Origin of the sequence: Aliivibrio sp. 1S175 (genome assembly GCF_001690985.1) — a bacterium.
GTDB lineage: Bacteria > Pseudomonadota > Gammaproteobacteria > Enterobacterales > Vibrionaceae > Aliivibrio.
On the sequence record NZ_MAJS01000079.1, the window covers coordinates 617,565 to 642,970 of the forward strand.

At 38.5% G+C, this 25,406-nt stretch carries 22 protein-coding genes and 1 tRNA gene; 14 read left to right on the plus strand and 9 right to left on the minus strand.

What is annotated here, in order from left to right; genetic code table 11:
- Position 1: 1 nt before the first annotated feature.
- The 3 genes from A6E06_RS18085 to folD all read right to left on the minus strand — a co-directional run bounded on the left by A6E06_RS18085 (position 2) and on the right by folD (position 4,328).
- Positions 2–1,270 (minus strand): YeaH/YhbH family protein, encoded by a 1,269-nt coding sequence (locus tag A6E06_RS18085; protein ID WP_065593726.1) that lies wholly within the window; start codon positions 1,268–1,270, stop codon positions 2–4.
- A 77-nt stretch (positions 1,271–1,347) separates the two neighbouring features.
- Positions 1,348–3,282, minus strand: a complete 1,935-nt coding sequence (locus A6E06_RS18090; protein WP_065593725.1) for a PrkA family serine protein kinase — start codon at positions 3,280–3,282, stop codon at positions 1,348–1,350.
- Positions 3,283–3,470: 188 nt separating this feature from the next.
- Positions 3,471–4,328, minus strand: coding sequence for a bifunctional methylenetetrahydrofolate dehydrogenase/methenyltetrahydrofolate cyclohydrolase FolD (gene folD, locus A6E06_RS18095; RefSeq protein ID WP_065593724.1), 858 nt, complete (start codon positions 4,326–4,328; stop codon positions 3,471–3,473).
- A gap of 264 nt (positions 4,329–4,592) precedes the next feature.
- Between folD and A6E06_RS18100 the strand changes: the two genes are divergently transcribed.
- Both A6E06_RS18100 and A6E06_RS18105 read left to right on the plus strand, forming a co-directional pair.
- Positions 4,593–4,669: transfer RNA gene (locus A6E06_RS18100), tRNA-Arg, on the plus strand.
- A gap of 110 nt (positions 4,670–4,779) precedes the next feature.
- The gene (locus A6E06_RS18105) at positions 4,780–6,237 is read left to right on the plus strand and encodes a protein adenylyltransferase SelO (protein WP_065593723.1); all 1,458 of its coding nucleotides are present in this window, start codon (positions 4,780–4,782) and stop codon (positions 6,235–6,237) included.
- Positions 6,238–6,289: 52 nt separating this feature from the next.
- Here the strand turns inward: A6E06_RS18105 and A6E06_RS18110 are convergent, their stop codons facing one another.
- Positions 6,290–6,826 carry a DUF4136 domain-containing protein gene (locus A6E06_RS18110; protein WP_065593722.1) on the minus strand — a complete coding sequence of 179 codons (537 nt, stop codon included), beginning with the start codon at positions 6,824–6,826 and terminating at the stop codon, positions 6,290–6,292.
- 116 nt (positions 6,827–6,942) lie between these two features.
- Positions 6,943–7,164 carry a cold shock domain-containing protein CspD gene (gene cspD / locus A6E06_RS18115; protein WP_065593721.1) on the minus strand — a complete coding sequence of 74 codons (222 nt, stop codon included), beginning with the start codon at positions 7,162–7,164 and terminating at the stop codon, positions 6,943–6,945.
- A gap of 394 nt (positions 7,165–7,558) precedes the next feature.
- On the opposite strand from cspD, the gene clpS reads away from it, so the two are divergent.
- On the plus strand, positions 7,559–7,879 hold the full coding sequence (clpS, locus tag A6E06_RS18120) for an ATP-dependent Clp protease adapter ClpS (protein WP_065593720.1): 321 nt from the start codon (positions 7,559–7,561) through the stop codon (positions 7,877–7,879).
- A 42-nt stretch (positions 7,880–7,921) separates the two neighbouring features.
- Positions 7,922–10,174, plus strand: a complete 2,253-nt coding sequence (gene clpA / locus A6E06_RS18125; RefSeq protein WP_065593719.1) for an ATP-dependent Clp protease ATP-binding subunit ClpA — start codon at positions 7,922–7,924, stop codon at positions 10,172–10,174.
- A 90-nt stretch (positions 10,175–10,264) separates the two neighbouring features.
- Here the strand turns inward: clpA and infA are convergent, their stop codons facing one another.
- The 3 genes from infA to aat all read right to left on the minus strand — a co-directional run bounded on the left by infA (position 10,265) and on the right by aat (position 11,981).
- On the minus strand, positions 10,265–10,483 hold the full coding sequence (gene infA, locus A6E06_RS18130) for a translation initiation factor IF-1 (RefSeq protein WP_005420180.1): 219 nt from the start codon (positions 10,481–10,483) through the stop codon (positions 10,265–10,267).
- An 89-nt stretch (positions 10,484–10,572) separates the two neighbouring features.
- Entirely contained in the window at positions 10,573–11,265 is a 693-nt protein-coding gene (locus A6E06_RS18135) for an arginyltransferase (protein ID WP_065593718.1), read from the minus strand.
- A 2-nt stretch (positions 11,266–11,267) separates the two neighbouring features.
- Positions 11,268–11,981, minus strand: a complete 714-nt coding sequence (aat, locus tag A6E06_RS18140; protein WP_065593717.1) for a leucyl/phenylalanyl-tRNA--protein transferase — start codon at positions 11,979–11,981, stop codon at positions 11,268–11,270.
- A gap of 199 nt (positions 11,982–12,180) precedes the next feature.
- Here aat and aroA point away from each other — a divergent pair, with 199 nt between their 5' ends.
- From aroA to pyrF, 7 genes are all read left to right on the plus strand, one after another.
- Positions 12,181–13,461, plus strand: a complete 1,281-nt coding sequence (gene aroA / locus A6E06_RS18145) for a 3-phosphoshikimate 1-carboxyvinyltransferase (protein ID WP_065593716.1) — start codon at positions 12,181–12,183, stop codon at positions 13,459–13,461.
- Between the two features lie 155 nt (positions 13,462–13,616).
- Positions 13,617–14,291 carry a (d)CMP kinase gene (gene cmk / locus A6E06_RS18150; RefSeq protein ID WP_065593715.1) on the plus strand — a complete coding sequence of 225 codons (675 nt, stop codon included), beginning with the start codon at positions 13,617–13,619 and terminating at the stop codon, positions 14,289–14,291.
- Between the two features lie 96 nt (positions 14,292–14,387).
- The gene (gene rpsA, locus A6E06_RS18155; protein WP_065593714.1) at positions 14,388–16,061 is read left to right on the plus strand and encodes a 30S ribosomal protein S1; all 1,674 of its coding nucleotides are present in this window, start codon (positions 14,388–14,390) and stop codon (positions 16,059–16,061) included.
- A gap of 57 nt (positions 16,062–16,118) precedes the next feature.
- Positions 16,119–16,400 carry an integration host factor subunit beta gene (gene ihfB / locus A6E06_RS18160; protein ID WP_065593713.1) on the plus strand — a complete coding sequence of 94 codons (282 nt, stop codon included), beginning with the start codon at positions 16,119–16,121 and terminating at the stop codon, positions 16,398–16,400.
- 135 nt (positions 16,401–16,535) lie between these two features.
- Positions 16,536–16,820: a LapA family protein gene (locus A6E06_RS18165; RefSeq protein ID WP_065593712.1), complete on the plus strand. Its 285-nt coding sequence runs from the start codon at positions 16,536–16,538 to the stop codon at positions 16,818–16,820.
- A gap of 7 nt (positions 16,821–16,827) precedes the next feature.
- The gene (gene lapB / locus A6E06_RS18170) at positions 16,828–17,997 is read left to right on the plus strand and encodes a lipopolysaccharide assembly protein LapB (RefSeq protein ID WP_065593711.1); all 1,170 of its coding nucleotides are present in this window, start codon (positions 16,828–16,830) and stop codon (positions 17,995–17,997) included.
- 59 nt (positions 17,998–18,056) lie between these two features.
- Positions 18,057–18,761, plus strand: coding sequence for an orotidine-5'-phosphate decarboxylase (gene pyrF / locus A6E06_RS18175; protein WP_065593710.1), 705 nt, complete (start codon positions 18,057–18,059; stop codon positions 18,759–18,761).
- 276 nt (positions 18,762–19,037) lie between these two features.
- Here pyrF and metG read toward each other — a convergent pair whose 3' ends face one another.
- Entirely contained in the window at positions 19,038–21,098 is a 2,061-nt protein-coding gene (metG, locus tag A6E06_RS18180) for a methionine--tRNA ligase (RefSeq protein ID WP_065593709.1), read from the minus strand.
- 132 nt (positions 21,099–21,230) lie between these two features.
- Here metG and apbC point away from each other — a divergent pair, with 132 nt between their 5' ends.
- From apbC to A6E06_RS18195, 3 genes are all read left to right on the plus strand, one after another.
- Positions 21,231–22,298 (plus strand): iron-sulfur cluster carrier protein ApbC, encoded by a 1,068-nt coding sequence (gene apbC / locus A6E06_RS18185; protein WP_065593708.1) that lies wholly within the window; start codon positions 21,231–21,233, stop codon positions 22,296–22,298.
- 104 nt (positions 22,299–22,402) lie between these two features.
- Positions 22,403–23,050 (plus strand): uridine kinase, encoded by a 648-nt coding sequence (udk, locus tag A6E06_RS18190; RefSeq protein WP_065593707.1) that lies wholly within the window; start codon positions 22,403–22,405, stop codon positions 23,048–23,050.
- Positions 23,051–23,225: 175 nt separating this feature from the next.
- Complete coding sequence (locus tag A6E06_RS18195) at positions 23,226–25,361, plus strand: AsmA family protein (RefSeq protein ID WP_065593706.1); 2,136 nt, start codon at positions 23,226–23,228, stop codon at positions 25,359–25,361.
- Positions 25,362–25,406 lie beyond the last annotated feature (45 nt).

Sequence of the window (25,406 nt, forward strand, 5' to 3'; positions counted from 1 at the left end):
CCTAAGCCAATTGTTTTTGAAATAACTCTCTGAAAATAGGATAAATATCTTCAACCGAACGAATGTTTTTCATCGCAAAATTATCAAATCCTTGAGTGAGTTTTTCATATTCTGTCCACAAGGTTTGATGGTGGCGTTTGGTTATTTCAATGTAAGAGTAATACTGACAATAAGGGAGAATCGATGCGGTAAGCAACTCTTTACATTTTGGTGAATCATCTGCCCAATTATCCCCATCAGACGCTTGTGCGGCATAGATATTCCATTCATTTACAGGGAATCGCTCAGCAATCACTTCTTTCATTAGCCTTAATGCACTGGATACCATCGTTCCCCCAGTTTCTTGGGAGTAGAAAAAATCGTGTTCATTAACTTCTTTCGCTTGAGTATGATGACGTATAAAGACCACTTCGACATTTTCATAGGTACGAGTAAGGAAAAGATAAAGCAGAACATAAAAACGTTTTGCGATGTCTTTCGTTGCTTGATCCATTGATCCTGAAACGTCCATTAAACAGAACATGACCGCCTGACTTGATGGGATAGGGGTTCGTTCATAATTTTTATAACGTAAATCAAAAGAATCAATATAGGGTACGTGTTTAATCTTTTCTCGTAATGTGTCGATTTCTTCTTTCATTTTTCGTACTGAGAGAGGTTGAGCAGGTTCGCTGTTTTTAATTTCTTCTAACTCTATTTCTAATTCAGCAAGCAGGCGTTTTTTACCTGCTGTCATAGCGGTTCTACGAGCAAGGGATTGTTGTAGTGAACGTACAATATCAATGTTAGAAGGAATGCCAGCAGTTTGGAACCCTGCGCGATGGGTTTCCCATTCAGTGATCTTTTGAACCTGATTTTTTTCTAAATTAGGCAGTTCAAGTTCTTCAAATAGAATATCTAAATATTCATCTTTTGAGATTTGAAAGCTAAATTCATCTTCGCCTTCACCGTCGGGACTCGCATCGCCATCTCCAGAACCCCCACCATTTCCTCCTTGTGGGCGTTCAATCTTATCTCCTCTTATGAATTGATCATTACCAGGAAGCACTCGTTCACGAATCCCTCCTTGGCCTTGATGAAAAACAGGTTCGGAAATATCTCCCTTAGGTATAGAGATACTTTCACCGTCGTCAATATTAGTGACAGAGCGTTGGTTAACGGCATCAGATACAGCTCGTTTAATCTGATCTTGATGACGGCGAATAAAGCGCTGTCTGTTAACGGTACTTTTCTTTTTCCCGTTTAATCTTCTATCAATAAATTGAGCCATCATTTACCCCTTATTTTGCTAGGGACAGCTCATTGAATAATGAGCTGCAACATAATCTTGAAAATAAAAGCATTTTATTATGAAGATTTACGAACTCGCAGATACCATTCTGCCAGCAGGCGAACTTGTTTTTTGGTGTACCCTTTTTCCATCATACGAGCGACAAAATCATCGTGTTTTTTCTGATCATCTGTTGATGTTTTTCCATTAAAAGAAATGACTGGCAGAAGGTCTTCGGTATTGGAGAACATTTTCTTCTCAATAACGACGCGTAGTTTTTCATAACTAGTCCACATTGGATTTTGGCCGTTATTATTGGCTTTAGCTCGAAGAACAAAGTTTACAATTTCGTTTCTAAAGTCTTTTGGATTGCTAATACCAGCCGTTTTTTCAATTTTTTCTAGTTCATCGTTAAGTGCAGAACGATCAAATAATTGGCCTGTATCTGGATCTCTATATTCTTGATCTTGAATCCAGAAGTCAGCATAAATAACATAACGGTCAAAAATGTTTTGACCATACTCAGAATAAGATTCTAGGTAGGCGGTTTGAATTTCTTTACCAATAAATTCTACGTATTTAGGTACCAAGAAACCTTTAACAAACTCGGTGTATTTATCGGCAACATCTTGGGCAAATTGTTCGCGCTCAATTTGTTGTTCAATGACATAGAAAAGGTGCACAGGGTTCGCAGCCACTTCTGTTTGGTCAAAGTTAAATACACGCGAAAGGATCTTAAAGGCAAATCGAGTTGATAAGCCTGACATTCCTTCATCAACCCCCGCGAAGTCTTTATATTCTTGATAGCTTTTTGCTTTTGGATCCGTATCTTTTAATGTTTCACCGTCATAAACACGCATTTTAGAAAAAAGAGATGAATTTTCAGGATCTTTAAGGCGAGACAGTATTGAAAACTGAGCCAAAATATCTAACGTGCTTGGAGAGCAAGGTGCGTGAGACAGTTCACTGTGCTCAAGTAGTTTTTGGTAAATTTTTACTTCTTCAGAAACACGTAAACAATAAGGAACTTTTACAATATAAACCCTATCTAAAAAGGCCTCATTATTTTTGTTATTTCTAAAGGTTTGCCATTCAGATTCATTAGAGTGAGCTAAAATCATTCCATCAAAAGGCAGAGCTGATAGACCTTCAGTACCATTAAAGTTACCTTCTTGAGTCGCAGTAAGAAGAGGGTGGAGAACTTTAATGGGTGCTTTAAACATTTCCACAAATTCCATTAAGCCTTGGTTCGCTTTACATAGGGATCCTGAATAGCTGTAGGCATCAGGGTCATCTTGTGCAAAATGTTCTAATTGACGAATATCAACCTTACCTACAAGAGTTGAGATATCTTGATTGTTTTCATCACCAGGTTCTGTTTTTGCTATACCGACTTGGTCAAGAATTGATGGATGTACTTTTATGACTTTAAATTGCGTAATGTCACCACCAAACTCATGCAATCTTTTTGCTGCCCAAGGAGACATTATGGATCTAAGGTTGCGAGATTCAATACCATACTCTTTTCTTAAGAGCTCTCCGTCTTCTGCAATATCAAACAAACAGAAAGGATGGTCGTTAACAGGGCTTCGTACTCCATTCGCACTTAATATGTAAATAGGCATTTTTTGCATTAAGCTTTTTAATTTTTCGGCAAGTGATGATTTACCTCCGCCTACAGGACCTAGTAAATAAAGGATTTGTTTGCGTTCTTCAAGTCCTTGAGCTGCGTGTTTTAAGTAAGATACGATTTGCTCAATAGGTTCTTCCATACCATAAAAGTCTTTGAAGGTTTCATAGCGAGAGATCACTCTATTAGAAAAAATACGACTAAGCAGTGGATCAAGTGCAGTATCTATTACTTCTGGTTCACCAATTGCGATTAGAAGCCTTTCTGCTGCATTGGCATAAGCACTTTTGTCGTTACTACATAATGACAAGAAATCTTGCAGTGATAATTCTTCATCTTTTGCTGCTTCATAACGGGCTTGATAGTGGTCAAAAATACTCATATCCATTTCCTCTTGTCATCCATAGTTCTAAATCGTTCTTATCTAAGGTTAGTAACTAAACCCTTATTTTGTCCAAGAAAAAGCTGAAAATAGAATGAAAATTAATTGAGAAATGTGGCAGCGCGCAGGTATAAAAAAGGCGGAGCTTAAAAAAGTCCGCCTATTGATATTTTTGTTATTCGTTTGAATTATTTGCGGTGGTACTGTTCGCAAGCAAGTAATGTATTTTCGATTAGGCTTGCGACAGTCATAGGGCCGACACCACCAGGAACAGGCGTGATATAACTTGCTTTTGTTTTCGCTACATCGTATTCAACATCACCAATGAGCTTGCCGTTGTCTAATCGATTAATACCTACATCGACCACAACAGCCCCTTCTTTTATCCATTCGCCAGGAATGAAATTTGGTTTGCCTACAGCAACAACAACAAGATCTGCTTGGCGGATATGATGCTCAAGATCTTTTGTGAATCGATGACACGTTGTTGTTGTACAGCCAGCAAGAAGTAGTTCAAGCGTCATAGGTCGACCTACGATGTTTGATGCCCCAACAACGACAGCGTGCATACCACGAACTTCAATATTATAACGATCAAGAAGTGTGATAATGCCTTTGGGTGTGCATGAACGTAGTTTAGGAATACGTTGAGATAATCGACCTACGTTATATGGGTGAAAACCATCGACATCTTTTTCTGGGTCAATACGTTCTAGAATCTTGGTGCTATCCATACCTGCAGGAAGAGGAAGTTGAACCAAGATACCATCAATGTCAGAGTCTTGATTTAAGGTATCAATAATAGACAATAATTCTGCTTCGGTTGTCGTTGTTGGTAAATCGTAAGATTTTGAAATAAAACCAACTTCTTCGCAGGCACGACGTTTGCTACCAACATAAACTTGAGATGCAGGATCTTGTCCAACAAGTACTACTGCTAAGCCTGGAGCACGAAGTCCGGCTTCAACTCGAGCTTTAACGCGAGCGCCTACTTCTGAGCGAACAGTTTGAGAAATTAGTTTTCCATCGATAATTTGAGCGGTCATGGTCTTCCTTTAGCGGTCTAATACTGATTGACCTGTGCATTGTCGCAGAAACGCTAAGTAATTACCATAATGCAAACGTTTGCTTTTTTAGTGTTTAATATACTTATAATCGATATTGATATTTCTTTATGTTTAAAAAGTAGGTTTTATGCGCACTTTAGATCAAACAACGCACGATCTGCCTTTTTTTTCAGCATTCAGTAAGATAATGATAAGAAAAGGATTGATCTAGTTTCGTATATTCGTATAATCCTACCCCATAGAGCGCCCTTAGCTCAGCTGGATAGAGCACCTCCCTTCTAAGGAGGTGGTCGAAGGTTCGAATCCTTCAGGGCGTACCAAATTTGAAAAAGCCGCATTAACCTTATGGTTAGCGCGGCTTTTTTCATTTCTGTCATATCATTTATCAATATGCTAGCGTTACTCCATTGCTTGTTAATGGAATACACAAATGTCTTTTTGGAACGCTTTTTCGATTACTACTCGTTATGCTGAATTACCTCGTAGTCTTTTTACTCATGTAAATCCTAGTCCGTTAGATAATACACGTTGGGTTATGTGGAATAGTGAGCTAGCGGAGCAATTTGGTCTGCCTCTGATCCCTGAGAATGCACCTGAATTGTTGTCTGCATTTTCAGGTGATAATATTCCTTCTGTTTTTTCTCCTTTAGCAATGAAATATGCAGGGCACCAATTTGGTAGTTACAATCCAGATCTCGGAGATGGACGAGGACTTTTACTGGGTGAACTTGCTGATAAATCAGGAGTCAGTTTCGATCTTCATCTCAAAGGAGCGGGTCGAACTCCGTATTCACGAACTGGCGATGGTCGTGCTGTGCTGCGTTCAACTATCAGGGAATATTTGTGCAGTGAAGCGATGGGAGGGCTCAATATACCAACCACACGAGCTTTAGGTATGATGACGAGTGATACTGCTGTTTTTCGAGAAGGGTATGAAACGGGAGCGCTACTTATTAGAGCAACTGAAACTCATATTCGATTTGGGCATTTTGAACATTTGTTTTATTCGAACTTACTTATAGAACAAAAATTGTTAGCTGATAAGGTGATTGAATGGCATTTTCCAGATTGTGCGCATTCTGCTAAGCCTTACGCAGCTATGTTTAGTGAGATTGTTGATCGTACTGCCTATATGATTGCACAGTGGCAAGCGGTTGGTTTTGCTCATGGTGTTATGAATACGGATAACATGTCGATCATAGGGCAAACGTTTGATTATGGCCCGTTTGGTTTCCTTGATGATTATGAGCCTGGCTATATTTGTAATCATTCTGATTATCAAGGGCGCTATGCATTCAATCAGCAACCTAGAATCGGTTTATGGAATCTGTCAGCTCTAGCGCATTCCCTTTCTCCCCTAATTGATACTTCAGATTTAGAATCTTCTTTGGCTCAATATGAAACACAACTTCATGGCTATTTTAGCCAATTGATGAGAGATAAATTAGGGCTTTATTCTAAACAAGAAGGGGACAGTCGATTATTTGAATCTATGTTTGAACTGCTGTCGCAAAATGCGGTTGATTACACTCGATTTATGCGTTCACTTTCTTATCTGGATAATAAAGATAAACAAACTGTTGTCGATCTATTTGTTGATCGAGAAGCGGCGATATTATGGTTGGATTTGTATTTAACGCGTTGTGAGTTAGAAGACAATGGTTCTGAATTTCGTTGTGAACGGATGAGAAGGGTTAACCCTAAATATATTCTCCGTAATTATTTGGCTCAACAAGCGATTGATAAAGCGCAAGAAGGCGACTTTAGTGAGGTAGAAGTACTGTCGACATTACTGAAAAGTCCGTTTGATGAGCATTTAGAGTTTGAACAATATGCTCAACTACCTCCTGAATGGGGTAAAAAAATGGAGATTAGTTGTTCTTCATAAAAGTAATAAAGCAGCCGATTTGGCTGCTTTATTAGGTTCATATTTTAGGTGTTTATTTTTTTAGGTTATGTAGCATAAACTCAGTCAATTCGTCTAAAGACATTTTATTATCAGAGTTGGTATAACCTTGTGCTAACACTGACCATTGTTGGTATGGTTCGTTTGGTAAAAAGATAGCGATGAAAATACTGGCCTTTTTTGAGTCGTCATTATTAACTCCAATTGGTTGGATCCCGGTTAATAGTCCCGTTTTATCGAGGATATCTTCATCTTGAATGTTTTCCTCTAATCCTAAACCATAGCCTACATAGAAATCAGCATCAGTCCCGTTATCAACAAATTGAAATCCTCTCTTTTCTAATGAAGATTTTAATGATTGAGAGAATCGTTCTTCTGTATCCCTATTGTTTAATTCTTTATTTAAATAATTAGCGCTGATAGTTGGGTGCCAAGAGAACGTACTCTTCCCTTGGAGCGTATTATTAATGTTACCAGTCGTAACTAAGTTTACCGTGCTTTTTTCTTGGTAGGTTTCGGACACGCAGCCCGATAGAGTAAATAATAGAATAAGTGAGATAATATATTTCAAATTAGCTACCTAGATAAATGAATGGAAGTGTTTAGAGCGTTTCTTAATCGATAGGTTCAAAAAAGGTGAGTGTAAATACTCACCTTTAATCTTATTTAGCAATAAGAGCTAAACTATTATTTTACAGCTTCACCTTCGAGTGGTTTTATTTCACTTGCATGAAATCCTTTTGGACCTTCATGGATTTCATAGGTGACAGCTTGTCCTGCCTTTAGTGTGCGGTAGCCATCCATCTCTATTGTGGAATAGTGAGCAAAAATATCCCCATCTTCTCCTTCTGGACAAATGAAGCCAAACCCTTTGGCGTTATTGAACCATTTAACTGTACCTGTTGCCATGCTATACATCCCTCTGCATTTTAATTACCTAGCATAATATCTATCGATTAAGAATGTGCTTAATTGATAACCACTACTAAGTACACTCTATTAAATCTCAAGAGGGAGTCAAGTACAATTTGTTTACCTTTGTAACATTTGTGTTTAATATCATATTTGAGCTTAACATTAATGTCAATAATATCAAATTGATAAATAAAGTGGAGATAAGGAAAAAAAGCCCCTATCCTTTACTTTATATCGGCGTTTTTCTACTCAATTTAAATAAAATTAAGTGATAAAGACGTTAAAATAGCATCTTTTGTTTGCTGTCGTTCCCCGTCTAGATTAGGCTGAATAGTAGGGAGATACATTGAAGTATCAGATAATGTTATTTAACTAATTAGTTGCAGACATGAGTAAATTATATGAATGGATTTCTCCTGATTCAGATGTCTTGGAGCAAGAGAAAACAGAATTAAGACCACCATCAATGTATAAGGTGGTTTTAAATAATGATGATTACACTCCAATGGAGTTTGTTGTCGAAGTTTTAGATAAATTTTTTTCCATGGACTTGGAAAAAGCGACACAATTAATGCTAACAGTGCATTATGAAGGGAAAGCAGTTTGTGGGGTTTTTACTGCTGAAGTTGCTGAAACTAAAGTTGCGCAAGTTAATGCCTATTCGCGTGATAATGAGCACCCACTACTGTGTACAATGGAACAAGCGTAAGTTTGTTCGTTACACCATATTTTGGTGTTTTGGGAGGTTCCTATGCTAAATAAAGAATTAGAAGCGAGTTTAAATAGTGCGTTTGTTCGTGCACGAGAAAAGCGTCATGAATTTATGACAGTAGAGCATCTATTGTTTGCTCTCTTAGATAATCCATCCGCTAATGAAGCTCTTTTAGCTTGCCATGCTGATTTAGGTACTTTGGCAACTGAAATTGATGAATTCATTACACAAACCACACCGCTTATCCCTGCTGACGATGAAAGTCGTGAAACACAGCCAACATTAAGCTTTCAACGTGTCCTTCAACGTGCTGTTTTTCATGTTCAATCATCAGGACGTAATGAAGTCACAGGCGCTAATGTACTTGTTGCTATTTTTAGTGAGCAAGAATCACATGCTGCATACCTCCTTAAAAAGAATGACATTAGTCGATTAGATATTGTTAACTTTATTTCACATGGTGCGCCTGAGCACCGTAATGAAAACACTGAACAGAATAATGTTGAAGCTGCGGTTGAAGCTAATTCAGAAGATAAGCTAGAAAGCTTTGCTATCAACTTAAATCAAGTCGCTAAAAATGGTGGAATTGACCCATTAATTGGGCGTGATGAAGAGCTTGAACGTACGGTTCAAGTATTGTGCCGTCGACGCAAAAATAATCCGTTATTAGTGGGTGAGGCTGGAGTAGGTAAAACGGCGATTGCTGAAGGCCTTGCGTGGCGAATTGTTGAAGGTCAAGTTCCTGATGTTATTAAAGATTGTATTATTTATTCTTTAGACATTGGTTCATTACTTGCTGGAACCAAGTATCGTGGTGATTTTGAGAAGCGATTTAAAGCTATCTTAAAACAGCTTGAAAAAGAAGAGCATGCGATTTTATTTATTGATGAAATCCACACAATTATTGGTGCAGGTGCCGCTTCTGGTGGGCAGGTTGATGCCGCTAATTTAATTAAACCTCTATTAAGTAGTGGTAAATTGCGTTGCATTGGCTCAACGACTTATCAAGAACACAGTACCATTTTTGAAAAAGAACGCGCCTTAGCTCGTCGTTTCCAAAAAATTGATGTTTTAGAACCGTCAATTGATGACACAACTAAAATATTAATTGGTTTAAAAAGTAAGTACGAAGAGCATCATGATGTTCGATATACAAATAAAGCACTTCGTGCTGCGGTAGAGTTATCTGCAAAATACATTAACGAACGTCATTTACCAGATAAAGCGATCGATGTTATTGATGAAGCAGGGGCTCGCTGTCGCTTAACTCCTGTAAGCCGACGTAAAAAGACAATCAATGTCGCTGATATTGAAGCGATGGTTGCAAAAATGGCTCGTATCCCTGAGAAGTCAGTTTCTTCTAGCGATAAAGATGTATTGAAGAAATTAGACTCGAAACTAAAAATGTTGGTATTTGGTCAAGATCATAGTATCGATGCGCTATGTGAAGCTATCAAACTTAGCCGAGCAGGACTAGGTGCTGATAATAAACCCGTAGGTTCTTTCTTGTTTGCTGGCCCAACAGGCGTGGGTAAAACAGAAGTAACGGTTCAATTAGCTAAAGCTCTTGGTATTGAACTTCTTCGTTTTGATATGTCTGAATACGGTGAGCAACATACGGTTAGCCGATTGATTGGTGCACCTCCTGGCTATGTTGGTTATGAGCAAGGTGGATTATTAACAGACGCTGTAATTAAGCATCCTCATTCTGTTGTCTTGCTTGATGAGCTTGAAAAAGCACACCCTGATGTCTTTAATTTGCTTCTTCAAGTTATGGATAACGGGACATTAACAGATAACAATGGTCGTAAAGCTGATTTCCGTAATGTTATCTTCGTTATGACGACGAATGCTGGCGTTCATGAAACGGTGAAAAAATCGATTGGTTTAATTCAGCAAGATCATACAACCGATGCAATGGCTGCAATTAAGAAAGTCTTTACACCGGAGTTCAGAAACCGTTTAGATAATATCATTTGGTTTGAACATCTTAGCAAAGAGGTTATTTCACTTGTTGTTGAGAAATTCATTGTTGAATTGCAAGTACAATTGGATGCTCGCGGAGTATCAATGGAAGTCTCTCAAGAAGTAAAAGAATGGCTTGCTGATAAAGGGTATGACAAATCGATGGGTGCACGACCTATGGCTCGTGTTATTCAAGAGAATCTTAAGAAACCAATGGCAAATGAATTGTTATTTGGAGAACTAGTTGATGGCGGTACTGTTCGCGTTAAATTAACGAAAGGCGAATTGGTATTTGAATTTAGTAGTGAAACAGAAGCAGTGCATTAAATAGTACATAATAAAAAACCCAGTCAATGACTGGGTTTTTTTTTATTATTTTTTAAGCAAATTAAAATTTAACGTGCTAAAAATGACAAATTAACGAGCACGGAAGACGATACGGCCTTTAGATAAATCGTAAGGAGTCATTTCAACTGTTACTTTGTCACCAGTAAGAATACGGATGTAGTTTTTACGCATTTTACCTGAGATATGAGCAGTAACAACGTGACCGTTTTCTAATTCTACGCGAAACATAGTGTTTGGTAGTGTATCTAGAACGGTGCCTTGCAGCTCAATTGCGTCTTCTTTTGCCATTGAATCCTCTTTATATAGATAGCTTTGGCTGATCTTTAAGCGGCCAATAATGCCCTTAAAAATGATGTATGTAAAGTTTGGTGGGCATTTTAACCCTGCCAGACCATATTTACTAGCTTTTGGTTAGGTTTATATCGATCTTTATATTTCATGGCTGGGCAATCGTCTATTTGATAACCAGGGTAAAGCCAGTTTTTTTGCAATTGTTTACATAATTTTAGTTGAATTAGAATAGAAACGGTTCCTAGAGATAACAAATGCTCTGGTTCAAAGAAGGTATACATAGCACTAACAGAATCCATCAATATATCGGTGACTGCGATGGCAATTAACACGTTATTTTCATAAATATGAAGGAAGTGACTAGGCAACCATTCAGCCTGAGAAAATTCAAAAAACTGATCTTCTTTCGCTGGATACATACTTCCTGAACGATGACGAGCAGTGATATATCGTTCGTATAGTTCAAACCACTCTTCATCCATCTCTGTTTTTATTTCCCAAGTAAAAGAAGACAGTTTATTTAAGATCCGTTTCTGGCTTTTACTCGGGGTAAACTCGTTTGCATTAATCCTTAGGGGTTGGCAAGCATTACAATTTTCACACATTGGTTTATAAACGGTCCCACCGCTGCGTCTAAAGCCAAGGCGTATTAATGCTTGATAACCACGAGGAGTATGAAGCTCTTGATCCATCGCTACACCAAGGCGTTCCTTTTGTTCAGGTAAATAGCTACAAGGGCCTTCTGGGGTTAAACCAACTTGAAGAGAAAATTGACTCATAATTAGAAATTATTCCCTATTATTTGTGCGTGATAGCAATGTGGATTGACAGTATGGCTAGCGAACTGATTTAATTTTATTTTAAAATCAGATCGTTTCATTTCGATAGCGCCTAAACTTTCAAGGTGGGGATTCATCATTTGGCAATCAATCAATTGGCCATCAGAAGTCACAAAATGCTCACAAAATTGCCATAATGCTATTTTAGATGCATTTGTTTTTAATGAGAACATAGACTCACCACAAAAAACTTGACCGATTTGAAGGCCATATAACCCACCAACAAGCGCATTATCAGACCATACTTCGACCGAATGACAATGACCTAACTTTGCGAGCTGTTTATAAGCTTGGATCATTTCAGGCATAATCCACGTTTCATCAGCCCCTCGTGTGGAGGCACATAATTCAATAACCTGCTCCGTTGATTTATTGATGGTGATTTCATAATTTGATTTACGGAAGAACTTTCGTAAGCTCTTTGATGGTAAGAATTGAGTAGGTAAAAAAACACCTCTAATACTTGGACTCCACCATAAAATAGGGTCACCAGCACTATACCAAGGAAAAATTCCTTGTTGATAAGCGTTTAATAATCTAGCAGGGGTTAAATCTCCTCCCATTGCTAATAAACCATCAGGATCAGATAACGCACTGTCAATATTAGGAAAGTGGCTTGTTTCATTTGAATCAAGTTGTGGTAAATAAATAGTCATAAGTAAAAGAAATAAGGTTTCGTTATTTTTAGGTACAAAGAGGTAACATTGCCTCTGGTACAACGCTTTGGTTTTCGTTACTCTGAAAGTATGAAGAATAACAAAAAATAACAATGAAAGCTGAAACAGCTATGCAATAACTGAGTTAAATAGCAGGCATAGCATTATTATTTATTTGTATAGGAATTTTTACATAAACATGGAAAGCTTAACTCTTCAACCAATTTCAAAAATTGACGGTCAAATTAACCTACCTGGCTCAAAAAGCGTTTCTAACCGTGCGTTGTTATTAGCTGCGTTAGCGTCTGGAAAAACAACACTAACCAATTTACTTGATAGTGATGATATCCGCCATATGCTTAATGCGTTAAAAGCATTAGGCGTTGAATATGAGTTATCTACAGATAAAACTGTCTGTGAAGTAACTGGTCTAGGTCGTGCTTTTGAACCCAAAGAAACGCTGGAATTATTTCTTGGGAATGCTGGCACCGCGATGCGACCATTAGCTGCAGCATTGTGTTTAGGTAAAGGTGAATTTGTTCTTACTGGTGAGCCTCGTATGAAAGAACGTCCAATTGGGCATCTTGTTACGGCATTAAAAGCCGCAGGTGCCGACGTTAATTATTTAGAGAATGACAATTACCCACCATTAAAGATAAAGGGAACGGGCCTTAAAGGAGGAACTGTTGAGATTGATGGTTCTATTTCAAGCCAGTTTTTAACGGCCTTTTTAATGGCTGCACCGCTATCAACACAAGAGACGACGATTAATATTGTTGGTGATTTGGTTTCAAAGCCTTATATCGATATTACGTTAGACATTATGTCTACGTTTGGTGTTGAGATTGAAAATCAAAATTATCAGACTTTTGTTGTACCTGCGAACCAAACTTATATTGCTCCAGGTGAATTCCTTGTTGAAGGCGACGCTTCTTCAGCGTCTTATTTTCTTGCCGCTGCCGCAATTAAAGGTGGTGAAGTGAAGGTTACGGGGATCGGTAAAAAGAGTATACAAGGAGATGTTCAATTTGCTGACGCATTAGCTGCAATGGGGGCAGATATTGAATGGGGTGATGACTACGTTATTGCCAGAAAAGGAAACTTAAAAGCGGTAGATATGGATTTTAATCATATTCCTGATGCAGCAATGACGATTGCTACAGCCGCACTTTTTGCAGAAGGAACGACTTCCATTCGTAATGTGTATAATTGGCGTGTAAAAGAAACGGATCGTTTAACGGCAATGGCGACTGAATTAAGAAAAGTGGGGGCAGAAGTAGAAGAGGGTGAGGATTATATTACGATTACTCCTCCTAAACAGTTACAACATGCTGAGATCGATACTTATGATGATCACCGTATGGCGATGTGTTTTTCGTTAGTCGCTCTTAGTGATACACCGGTAACGATTAATGACCCAGGTTGCACGTCTAAAACATTCCCTAATTATTTTAAAAAATTGAAAGAACTTAGCGTGTAATTTATTGTATTTAAGTCATTACTTTTAAGTAGATGTAAGCCCTGTGTAAAAAATGCAGGGCTTTTTTAGTTTTTAAGAAACTAGAGTATATAAATAATCTGACTTGGGTATAATGCGGCGGTAGAAACCAATCATAATAATTAATGGAGAACTCCATGACTATTCATTCACCAGTTGTTACTGTTGATGGTCCAAGTGGAGCAGGTAAAGGCACTCTGTGCATGTTACTTGCCGAAAAGCTAGGTTATAATTTATTAGATTCTGGTGCGATTTATCGCGTATTAGCACTGGCTGCAATTCACCATGGTGTTGATTTAGATTCAGAAGAAGGACTTGTTCCTCTTGCGGCTAATCTAGACGTTCAATTTAAAGCTGAAGGTGACTTGGTTAAAGTCATCTTAGAAGGCGAAGACGTATCTTCGGAACTTCGTAAAGAAGAAACGGGTATGGCAGCATCAAAAGTAGCAGCGTTGCCTCAAGTGCGTGAAGCGTTATTGCGTCGCCAGAGAGCGTTTGCTACAGCCCCTGGACTTGTTGCTGATGGTCGAGATATGGGCACTGTTGTATTTATAGGTGCAGAAGTTAAGATATTTTTAGATGCAAGTGCCGAAGAACGTGCGAATCGCCGTATGAAGCAGTTGCAACAGAAGGGGTTAAATGTTAGATTTGACCGTCTTTTAAGCGAAATCCAAGAGCGTGATGATCGTGACCGCAATCGAGCTGTTGCTCCATTACGTCCTGCGGAAGACGCTTTGGTACTAGATTCAACGTCAATGAATATTGATGAAGTAGTTGCTCAGGCTCTTACTTTTATTGAATCTAAGCTATAATTGAAACTTAGTTAGTTGCAAGGATGATAACTAACCTTACTATCAACCCCATGCGGTAGGATACCCATGGACGTTTAATAATTGAAGATCAAATTAATGACTGAATCTTTTGCTCAACTCTTTGAAGAGTTTTTATCTGAAACTGAATTCCAACAAGGCAGCATCGTTAAAGGTGTTGTTGTTGCTATCGAGAACGGTTTCGTTCTTGTTGACGCAGGCCTTAAATCTGAAGCAGCAATCCCAGCTGAACAATTCAAGAACGCTGCTGGCGAACTTGAAGTTGAAGTTGGTTCTGAAGTAGACGTTGCTCTTGACGCTGTTGAAGATGGTTTCGGTGAAACTCAACTTTCTCGTGAGAAAGCGAAGCGTCACGAAGCTTGGATTCAACTTGAAAAAGCATACGAAGATGCTGAAACAGTTATGGGTGTTATTAACGGTAAAGTTAAAGGCGGCTTCACAGTTGAACTTAACGGTATCCGTGCATTCCTACCTGGTTCTCTTGTTGATGTGCGTCCAGTACGTGACACTCTGCACCTTGAAGGCAAAGAGCTAGAGTTCAAAGTAATCAAACTTGACCAAAAGCGTAACAACGTTGTTGTTTCACGTCGTGCTGTTATCGAATCTGAAAACAGTGTTGAACGTGACGAGTTACTTGCTTCTCTACAAGAAGGCATGGAAGTTAAAGGTATCGTTAAGAACCTTACTGACTACGGTGCATTCGTTGATCTAGGTGGCGTTGACGGTCTACTACACATCACAGATATGGCTTGGAAGCGTGTTAAGCACCCATCTGAGATCGTAAATGTTGGTGACGAGATCAATGTTAAAGTTCTTAAGTTCGATCGTGAGCGCACTCGTGTTTCTCTAGGTCTTAAGCAACTTGGCGAAGATCCATGGGTAGCTATCGCTAAGCGTTACCCAGAAGGTCACAAACTTTCTGGTCGTGTTACGAACCTAACTGATTACGGCTGCTTCGTTGAAATCGAAGAAGGCGTTGAAGGTCTAGTACACGTTTCTGAAATGGATTGGACTAACAAGAACATCCACCCTTCTAAAGTTGTCAATGTAGGCGACGAAGTTGAGGTTATGGTTCTTGAGATTGACGAAGAACGTCGTCGTATCTCTCTAGGTCTGAAACAATGTAAAGCTAATCCTTGGCAGACATTTGCTGAAGCGCAAGCTAAAGGCGACCACGTTACTGGTAAGATCAAATCTATCACTGACTTTGGTATCTTCATCGGTCTTGACGGCGGCATCGACGGTCTAGTTCACCTATCTGACATTTCTTGGAATGCTACAGGTGAAGACGCGGTACGTGAGTACAAGAAAGGCGACGAAATCTCTGCTGTTGTTCTAGCTGTTGATGCTGAGCGTGAGCGTATTTCTCTAGGTGTTAAACAAATGGAAGAAGACCCATTTAACAACTACCTAGCAGACAACAAGAAAGGTACTCTAGTAAACGGTACTGTTTCAGCTGTTGACGCTAAAGGCGCTACAATTACTCTTGCAGATAGCGTAGAAGGTTACATCCGTACTTCTGAGCTTTCTCGTGACCGTATTGAAGATGCATCTCTAATCCTAAGCGTTGGCGATAGCGTTGAAGCGAAGTTCACTGGTGTAGACCGTAAGAACCGCGTAGTTAACCTATCTATCAAAGCTAAAGATGAAGCTGATGAGCAAGAAGCAATGGCAACACTGAATACTAAACCAGAAGATGGTGGTTTCGGTAGCGCAATGGCTGACGCTTTCAAAGCAGCTAAAGGCGAATAAGTAAATTTAAAGGGAGCGTAATGCTCCCTTTTCTTTCGATAACGTAGGAGGTCATTTATGACAAAATCTGAACTGATTGAACAACTGTGTAGTAAAAAGCCTCAACTTTCTGCTAAGCAGGTTGAAGATACAGTCAAGGAAATCCTTGAGCAGATGGCAACAACGCTAGAAGGCGGTGATCGTATAGAGATTCGTGGTTTTGGTAGTTTTTCTCTACACTATCGAGAGCCTCGTTTAGGTCGAAATCCGAAAACTGGTGATAAAGTTGAATTAGACGGTAAGTTTGTTCCTCATTTTAAACCAGGTAAAGAACTGCGTGAACGTGTGAATTTCAACTAATGTGAATTAGTATATAAAAGCGGCATACTTTTAAGTATGCCGTTTTTTTATGTTCATTTTCAGTGCATTTAGGTGTATCTTTAGAGCTGTAAAATAAGATCTTGGTAGATATTCATTTAACGGGAGGGAAGACCAGTGAAAATTATAATTGCAGTTTTACTAATTGCACTATTTCTGATTTCACTTGCTGTTGGCGCACAGAATCAGATTGTGGTTAATTTTAATTATTTATTAGCTCAAGGTGATTTCCAATTATCAACCTTACTTGGTATTTTCTTTGCTACGGGCTTTGGTTTGGGTTGGTTGATTTGTGGCAGTATGTATCTAAAAGCCAGTATGATGCAACGTCGTTTACGTAAACGTCTTGAAAAGAAAACCATCGAATTGGATAAATTACGCTTAGACTCAACAAAAGGGTAATGACTTAATGTTAGAGCTGCTATTCCTATTATTACCTATTGCTGCCGGATATGGCTGGTATATGGGTAACAGGAGTGCGAGACAACAACGTCAAAGAGATACAAATCACCTGTCACGCCAGTATGTGACGGGGTTAAATCTATTGCTTTCTGATCAGTCAGATAAAGCAGTAGATCACTTCATTGAACTACTTCAAGTTGATAGCGATACCATAGATACTCATTTAGCCTTAGGTAATCTTTTTAGAAGCCGAGGTGAGGTTGATCGTGCTATTAAAATTCATCAAAACCTCATTGCTCGTCCAAACCTAACGTTAGATCAGCGTAATATTGCTCTGCAGCAACTGGCGAAAGACTACATGGTTGCTGGTATTCTTGATCGAGCAGAAAAGATTTTTGAACAGCTTGTTGATGAACCCGATCACAGAGAGGCAGCATTACTGCAGCTTGTTGCAATTCATCAACAAACCCGTGAATGGGAACAAGCAATTAACTTTGCAAATAGCTTAGTTAAAATGGGAAAAAAGAAATTAAAGCCAGATATTGCCCATTATTATTGTGAATTGGCAATGCAAGAACTAACAGATAGCCATATTAATAAAGCTAAGCAAAACCTGAAGAAAGCCTTATCTATTGATAATCAATGTGTCCGCGCCTCTATTATGATGGCAAAATTATTAATGGAAGAAGATAACTTCAAAGCCGCCGTTAGCCAATTAGAATCCGTTTTAGATCAAGATATTGAATTTATCAGCGAGGCATTGCCTTTACTTGCTGAATGTTATGAAAAGCTGGATCGAGAAGGTGCATTATTACATTTCTTGAAAGAAGCGATTTCAAAAGGAGCAGGTGCAAGTGCTGAGTTAATGTTATCAAATTTAATAGCGAAGCATGAAGGGACCGCATTAGCTCAAGGTTATATGACTAAACAACTGCTTAAAAATCCAACTATGAAAGGCTTTTATCGCTTAATGGGGTATCACGTGGATGAAGCTGAAGATGGCAGGGCAAAAGCCAGCCTATCAAGCTTACAACACCTGGTAGGAGAGCAGTTGAAAATGAAACCAAACTATCGATGCAGTAAATGTGGTTTTTCTGCGCATCGTTTATTTTGGCAATGTCCTTCTTGTAAAGGTTGGGGTGTTATTAAGCCGATTAGGGGCTTAGACGGTGAATAATTAAGAGGCGCATGAGTGCCTCTTTTTTTGATTAAAATAAATATAAATAAGGATAGAAAATGAAAGACCAAAAGGTAATCGTTGCGTTGGACTATGATAATCAATCAGATGCATTAGCATTTGTTGATAAAATTGATCCTAGTTCATGCCGATTAAAAGTGGGTAAAGAGATGTTTACTCTATTTGGCCCTGAGTTTGTAAAGGAACTTCATAAGCGTGGTTTTTCTGTTTTTCTAGATTTAAAATTTCATGATATTCCTAATACCTGTTCAAAAGCGGTAAGAGCGGCTGCTGAAATGGGAGTATGGATGGTCAATGTTCATGCGAGTGGTGGTGAACGTATGATGACTGCATCACGTGAAATCTTAGAACCGTATGGTAAAGATCGTCCATTACTTATTGGTGTTACTGTTTTAACTAGTATGGAGCAGCAAGATTTAGCGGGTATTGGATTAGATATTTCACCACAAGAACAAGTTAGACGTCTTGCGGCGTTGACTAAGAATAGTGGGTTAGATGGTGTTGTGTGTTCAGCTCAAGAAGCATCAATGCTAAAAGCTGACCTAGGCAAAGAGTTTACGTTAGTGACTCCTGGTATTCGTCCTGCAGGCTCTGCGGTGGGTGATCAAAAGCGTATTATGACGCCAGTAGATGCTATTACTTCAGGTTCTGATTATTTAGTGATTGGTCGTCCAATTACGCAGGCAGAAAATCCATCAGAAGTATTAAGCGAAATTAATCTTTCTTTAGCGTCAGTTTTATAAGTTTGTAATTTGACAGGTGAAAGATCCTAAATTTGTAATCACTGATAAATAGATAAAAAAATAGAGACCATTTGGTCTCTATTTTTGTTTGTAAGTTATACCAATCACAGTAAGTAAGTGATCAGAAATAGCGCAGGAAAAATGATTGAGAACAAGGCGAAATGTTTCGATAAGTAGTTATTCTACAATCAAAAATTTCAACGCAGTTATCGAGCATTTTAACTAGCTAGGATGAGCAGTTATTTACTACGATTGGTATTATCTTTAAAAAAAGAATTACATTACACGCATACCAGGTTGAGCACCTTCGTGTGGTTCAAGGATCCAAAGATCTTTACCACCAGGGCCTGCAGCTAGGATCATGCCTTCAGACATACCAAACTTCATCTTACGAGGTTTAAGGTTAGCAACCATAACAGTTAGCTTGCCCTCTAGTTCTTCAGGTTTGTATGCTGATTTAATTCCAGAGAATACTTGACGAGTTTCACCGCCAATGTCTAACTGGAATTTAAGTAGTTTATTTGCCTTTGGAACTTCTTCACAAGAGATAATACGTGCAATACGCATATCAACAGCTTCGAACGCATCGAATTCAATCTCATCTGCGATTGGTTCTTTGTCTAGTTCAGTTTGGCTTGCTTTTTCTTTGTCCGCTTCTGCTTTTTCTTTTGCTGCCATTTCAACTGCAGCATCTTCTTTTGATTCTTCAACCATTGCTTCTACTTTCTTAGGATCAATACGGTTGAACAATGCTTTAAACTTCGTAATCTCATGAGATGTTAATGGTTGTGCAACGCCTTCCCATGTTAATGTTTCGTTTAAGAATGCTTCAGTACGTCCAGCAAGTTCTGGCATTACAGGTTTCAAGTAAGCCATTAGTACGCGGAATAAGTTAATACCGACAGAAGCGACTTCTTGTAACTCTTGTTCTTTGCCTTCTTCTTTCGCAAGAACCCAAGGTGCTTTTTCGTCAATGTATTGGTTTGCTTTATCAGCAAGCGCAGTAATTTCACGAATAGCGCGGCTAAACTCACGAGTTTCGTATAATTCAGCGATACGGTCTGCAGCAGTAACGAATTCGTTGTAAAGCTCAGGAGCCACAAAGTTATCAGCAAGTTTGCCATCAAAACGTTTAGTAATGAAACCAGCGTTACGAGAAGCTAGGTTAACAATCTTATTTACGACATCAGAGTTTACACGCTGAGTGAAATCTTCAAGATTTAAATCAAGATCATCAATACGGCTATTTAGTTTTGCTGCGTAGTAGTAACGTAAGCATTCTGGGTCTAAGTGATTTAAGTAAGTACCGGCTTTAATGAATGTGCCTTTCGACTTAGACATTTTCGCACCATTTACTGTCACGTAACCATGAACAAATACATTGTTTGGTTTACGGAAACCAGAACCTTCTAGCATTGCAGGCCAGAAAAGACTGTGGAAATAAACAATGTCTTTGCCTATGAAGTGGTAAAGCTCTGTTGTGCTGTCTTTTTTCCAATATTCATCAAAATCTAGGCCTTCTTTTTTGCTACATAGATTCTTGAAAGAAGCCATGTAACCAACAGGAGCGTCTAGCCAAACATAGAAGAATTTATTGGTTTCACCAGGGATCTCAAAACCAAAATAAGGCGCATCACGAGAGATGTCCCACTGTTGCAAACCAGATTCAAACCATTCTTGCATTTTGTTTGCTGTTTCAGTCTGAAGAGAGCCAGAACGAGTCCACTCTTTTAACATGCTTTCAAACTGAGGTAAGTCAAAGAAGAAATGCTCAGAATCTTTCATTACTGGAGTTGCACCAGAAACGGCTGATTTAGGGTTGATAAGATCTGTTGGGCTGTACGTTTCGCCACAGTTATCACAGTTGTCGCCGTATTGCTCTTCAGCTTTACATTTTGGACATGTGCCCTTTACGAAACGGTCAGGTAAGAACATTTCTTTTTCGGGGTCAAATAATTGAGAAATAGTACGGCTAGTAATAAAACCATTCTTTTTCAGTTCAAGATAAATGTTAGATGCTAATTCACGGTTCTCATCGCTATGAGTGCTGTGATAATTATCAAAGCTAATATCGAAGCCCGCAAAATCTTTTTGATGTTCTTCGCTAACAGCTGCGATCATTTCTTCAGGAGTGATACCCATCTGTTGAGATTTAAGCATTATCGGTGTGCCGTGAGCGTCATCTGCACAAATAAAGTTAATGTCGTTGCCGCGTAAGCGTTGGTAACGAACCCAGATATCCGCTTGGATATGCTCAAGCATATGGCCTAAGTGGATTGAACCGTTTGCATACGGTAGAGCACATGTAACCAGAATTTTTCTCGGATCTGTAGCCATATCTTCTCTTTCGCTTAATGTGATGGGTGAAAATTTTAAGAGATAAATAGTACCTGAAGCGAGCTTGAATGCATAGAGGATCAAGGGGGCAATTAGTGATAGGATGAGTAAAAATAACTGAGGAGTAGCAAGATGGCATTTACAACGATGGCAGAGATAAAAAATTGGCTCAATGATTTTTCCCATTCACAACTTTGTGAGCGTTGGGCGGAGATCCCTAATGTAGTCTCTATTGCTGCAACAGGTGTGATTACCGTGACATTGCCTTTTGTTTCTCACTCAGTGAAATCCAGTTTACTTTCTTGGGTTGATGAGCAAAAAGAACAATTGAATCTCTCATCTTTAGAGTTCTCTGTGATATCTAAAATAGCAACATTAAAAACAGACAAACAAGCGGTAAAAGGCGTTAAAAATATTATTGCTGTTAGCTCTGGTAAGGGAGGGGTTGGCAAATCAACCACTGCAGTTAATTTGGCCTTAGCTTTAGATCATTTAGGCGCAAGAGTGGGGATATTAGATGCGGATATCTACGGCCCATCCGTTCCATTAATGCTAGGCGTTGAAGATAAAAAGCCAAATATTATTGATAATAATCGAATGATGCCAGTAGAAGCTCACGGTTTACACAGTAATTCAATTGGTTATCTGGTTGATAAATCAGAAGCTGCTGTATGGCGAGGTCCAATGGCATCTAAAGCATTATCCCAGTTAATTAATGAAACGTTATGGCCAGATCTGGATTATTTGATTATTGATATGCCACCAGGTACTGGTGATATTCAACTTACTTTATCACAGCAAATTCCAACAACAGGGGCTCTGATTGTAACAACACCGCAAGACTTAGCATTAACGGATGCTATAAAAGGGGTGAATATGTTTAGTAAAGTAGATATTCCAGTTGTTGGTGTGGTAGAAAATATGAGTGTTCATATTTGTTCTAATTGTGGCCATGAAGAGGCCATCTTTGGTACTGGCGGTGCAGAGTTAATGGCGCAACGTTATTCAATTCCTCTATTAGGACAGCTTCCTTTACATATTGATATTCGTCGTGAGACTGATTCGGGCACCCCAAGCGTTGCGTCTGATGCCTCTAGTGCACACAGCCAACTCTATATTGAATTAGCGGAGCAGGTTTCAAGTCGTTTATATTGGCAGGGAGAGGTGGTTGCTGACCAAATAATGTTCAAGTCATTGTAGCTTCACACTTATGTGTAATTTTCGGTGGAAAGTATGGTGAGTAATCCTTATAATCAGGCGGTTTTATTTTAATAACCGTATCTCGCACACTTTAGGTATCTTTTATGTCAGAGAACAGTAATCATCACTGTATTATCGTAGGTATTGCAGGGGCATCAGCTTCAGGTAAGAGTTTGATCGCTTCGACTATTTATAATGAACTACGAGCAAAAGTTGGCGACCACCAAATTGGTGTAATAACTGAAGACAGTTACTACAAGGACCAAAGCCACCTGACCATGGAAGAAAGAGTCAAAACGAATTATGACCACCCAAATGCACTTGATCACCAATTATTGAGTGAGCATCTTGAGCAATTAATGCGTGGTGAAGCGGTTAACATTCCGACTTACAGTTATACGGAACACACACGTACAGCAGACGTTGAAGTAATGACGCCAAAGAAAGTAATTATTCTTGAAGGTATTTTATTATTAACGGATCCACGCTTACGTAATTTAATGCACGCAAGTGTGTTCATGGATACGCCTTTAGATATTTGTTTATTACGTCGTGCTAAGCGTGATGTAGAAGAACGCGGTCGTTCAATGGAATCGGTATTTGAACAATATCAGAAGACTGTTCGTCCAATGTTCATGCAATTTATTGATCCATCTAAACAACATGCCGATATTATCGTCCCTCGTGGCGGTAAAAACCGTATCGCAATTGATGTATTAAAAGCACATATATCGCGTTTATTAAAAGCATAATCAGATGATATAAAATAAAAAGGCCAACATTTATGTTGGCTTTTTTTTTGTCTGATTTCTGTAATTTATCATTATTTAGGTATATAACTATAGGTAACCCTATGTTTATTAGGCCTAAGTGATGGCATAATTAACACTATCTTTACGATTTCAATACATTAGATGGATTTTTGCCGTGAAAAAAATTGCCCTACTAATTAGCATACCGCTTATCGCTATCATTGCCGCATTATTGGTGTTGGTATTACTTGTTAACCCTAACGATTTTAAACCTTTGATAAAAGAGCAAGTTGAGGCTCAAACGGGTCGTCAATTAACCATTGATGGCGATATTGAATGGCGATTTTTCCCATCCATTGGTTTCTCTATTGGAAAGACAGCACTAAGCAATCCTGAAGGTTTTGCGACTCCAAATTTAGTTAAGTTTGATAATGCAATTTTGGATCTTAATGTGCGTCCATTGTTTCACCACGAAATAAACATAGGGTTAGTTACTTTAGATGGAGCTTCCTTTACGTTACATACCTTAAAAGACGGTTCGACTAACCTTGATAATTTAACGCCTAAAAAAACGCAGGTTGGAACCGAAGCGCCAGTATCAGAAGATACAAATGTGGCAACTAATGCTAGTGAGGTTTCTCAGCCAAGCACAAGTATAAATGATTGGAAAATAACACTAGAGGGCATCGCTTTAACGAATGCAAAAGTGCTTATTCAAGATGATAGAGCAGGGTCAAAGACAAAGCTCAATGATATCAATTTATCATTGTCTCAATTTAGTCCGGGAGAATGGGCACACTTAACGTTTGATCTTAAAGGCAATTTAGGTCAACAGAAAATTTCTCTTGCTGGTAAAACCGATTTAAATATTGCAACTACGCTAGATACAGCATCGTTAAAGCAAACTGAATTTACAGCATCGTATTCAGATGCAACGAATACATTTGATAATATTACGTTCACTATTGATCAATTTTCTTTTGATGAATGGGCCAATATTCAGCTAATAGCAAAAGGCAAAGCGAACGATTTACTGGTTAATTCAGAATCATCTTTTGCTGTTAACGTCCCTAAATCATTAGATCTTATTCGTATTAAGTCGTTTAAAAGTACCAATAACGTAAAAGGTAAAGGGTTACCAAATGAAGATGTTACTGCCGTTATTGGTTTTGATAGTTCATTTGATGTAAACAAATCTTTTTTAAAGGTAGAGAAACTTACCTTATCTGCTGTCGATACTGACTTTACTGGTAAAGTGAGTGTTGAGCTAAGAGATATCTCTAAAGTACGCTTTTCTTTACGTAGCCCGAATATTGATGTTGATGCACTATTAGCGACATTACCAAAAAGTGATACGCAAGTTACAGATGAGAAAGCGAAAACAAACTCATCAAGTAGCACATCAACACCAGTTAAAGAAGTTGAACCTGACTTAAGTGCGTTAAAAACATTGGATGTCGCGGGTACGATTATCATTGATAAGTTTAAAGCGAATAATGCAAAAATGCAGAATGTTGAATCTGTATTTTCAATTAATCGAGGTGTATTAAAGCTAAGTAAATTTCATTCGAATTTATACGGCGGGGCTATAGATATGACCGCCAACTTAGATGCCCGTAAAGCAACCCCAAGCTATACAGCTAACAACGTTATTAAGGGCGTTCAAATTGCGCCATTATTAATTGATGTAATGGGAGAAAGTTTAGTTGAAGGAACAGGGAGTATTAATCTTAATATTTCTGGGAAAAGTTTAAAACCAACGGAATTAAAACAAAACTTGAAAGGGAAGGCATCGATTAACTTTGCTGACGGAGCCGTTAATGGGGTAAATATCCCATTACTGATACGTACGACTTATGCTCAAATTAAAGGCGAAAAAATAAAAGGCAGTGAAGAAGCTGAAAAGACAGATTTTAGTGCGTTATCTGCAGACTTTTATTTATCTAAAGGGAATGCGACAACGAAGAATATTAAGATGGTCTCTCCACTGTTAAGGATCCATGGTGAAGGCTCTGCACATTACATCAATGAGACAACGAATATGTTAATTAAAACATCAATCGTTGGTTCATTAAAAGGGCAGGGCGGTAAAGACATCAATGATCTTAAAGACGTCACTATTCCGATCCGTATCACGGGCTCTTGGGCTAAACCAAAATACAAACTTGAACTTGATGATGTGATGCAGCAGAAAGCGAAAAAAGAAATTGACCGCGGTATTGAGAAATTAGAAGAAAAATACGGCGACAAAATTAAAGATGAAAAAATAAAAGATGCTGCAAATAAATTGTTAAAAGGACTATTTAACTAATAGAACTTAACAATCATGGAATAGAAAATGGCCTGTAATCTTAAT

Coding starts and splice junctions, on each gene's coding strand:
- cspD (WP_065593721.1), bottom strand. CDS start 7,164: ATGGCAACAGGTACAGTTAAATGGTTCAATAACGCCAAAGGGTTTGGC.
- rpsA (WP_065593714.1), top strand. CDS start 14,388: ATGACTGAATCTTTTGCTCAACTCTTTGAAGAGTTTTTATCTGAAACT.
- lapB (WP_065593711.1), top strand. CDS start 16,828: ATGTTAGAGCTGCTATTCCTATTATTACCTATTGCTGCCGGATATGGC.
- metG (WP_065593709.1), bottom strand. CDS start 21,098: ATGGCTACAGATCCGAGAAAAATTCTGGTTACATGTGCTCTACCGTAT.
- A6E06_RS18090 (WP_065593725.1), bottom strand. CDS start 3,282: ATGAGTATTTTTGACCACTATCAAGCCCGTTATGAAGCAGCAAAAGAT.
- A6E06_RS18085 (WP_065593726.1), bottom strand. CDS start 1,270: ATGGCTCAATTTATTGATAGAAGATTAAACGGGAAAAAGAAAAGTACC.
- clpS (WP_065593720.1), top strand. CDS start 7,559: ATGAGTAAATTATATGAATGGATTTCTCCTGATTCAGATGTCTTGGAG.
- infA (WP_005420180.1), bottom strand. CDS start 10,483: ATGGCAAAAGAAGACGCAATTGAGCTGCAAGGCACCGTTCTAGATACA.
- aroA (WP_065593716.1), top strand. CDS start 12,181: ATGGAAAGCTTAACTCTTCAACCAATTTCAAAAATTGACGGTCAAATT.
- udk (WP_065593707.1), top strand. CDS start 22,403: ATGTCAGAGAACAGTAATCATCACTGTATTATCGTAGGTATTGCAGGG.
- pyrF (WP_065593710.1), top strand. CDS start 18,057: ATGAAAGACCAAAAGGTAATCGTTGCGTTGGACTATGATAATCAATCA.
- aat (WP_065593717.1), bottom strand. CDS start 11,981: ATGACTATTTATTTACCACAACTTGATTCAAATGAAACAAGCCACTTT.
- ihfB (WP_065593713.1), top strand. CDS start 16,119: ATGACAAAATCTGAACTGATTGAACAACTGTGTAGTAAAAAGCCTCAA.
- apbC (WP_065593708.1), top strand. CDS start 21,231: ATGGCATTTACAACGATGGCAGAGATAAAAAATTGGCTCAATGATTTT.
- A6E06_RS18135 (WP_065593718.1), bottom strand. CDS start 11,265: ATGAGTCAATTTTCTCTTCAAGTTGGTTTAACCCCAGAAGGCCCTTGT.
- clpA (WP_065593719.1), top strand. CDS start 7,922: ATGCTAAATAAAGAATTAGAAGCGAGTTTAAATAGTGCGTTTGTTCGT.
- folD (WP_065593724.1), bottom strand. CDS start 4,328: ATGACCGCTCAAATTATCGATGGAAAACTAATTTCTCAAACTGTTCGC.
- A6E06_RS18105 (WP_065593723.1), top strand. CDS start 4,780: ATGTCTTTTTGGAACGCTTTTTCGATTACTACTCGTTATGCTGAATTA.
- cmk (WP_065593715.1), top strand. CDS start 13,617: ATGACTATTCATTCACCAGTTGTTACTGTTGATGGTCCAAGTGGAGCA.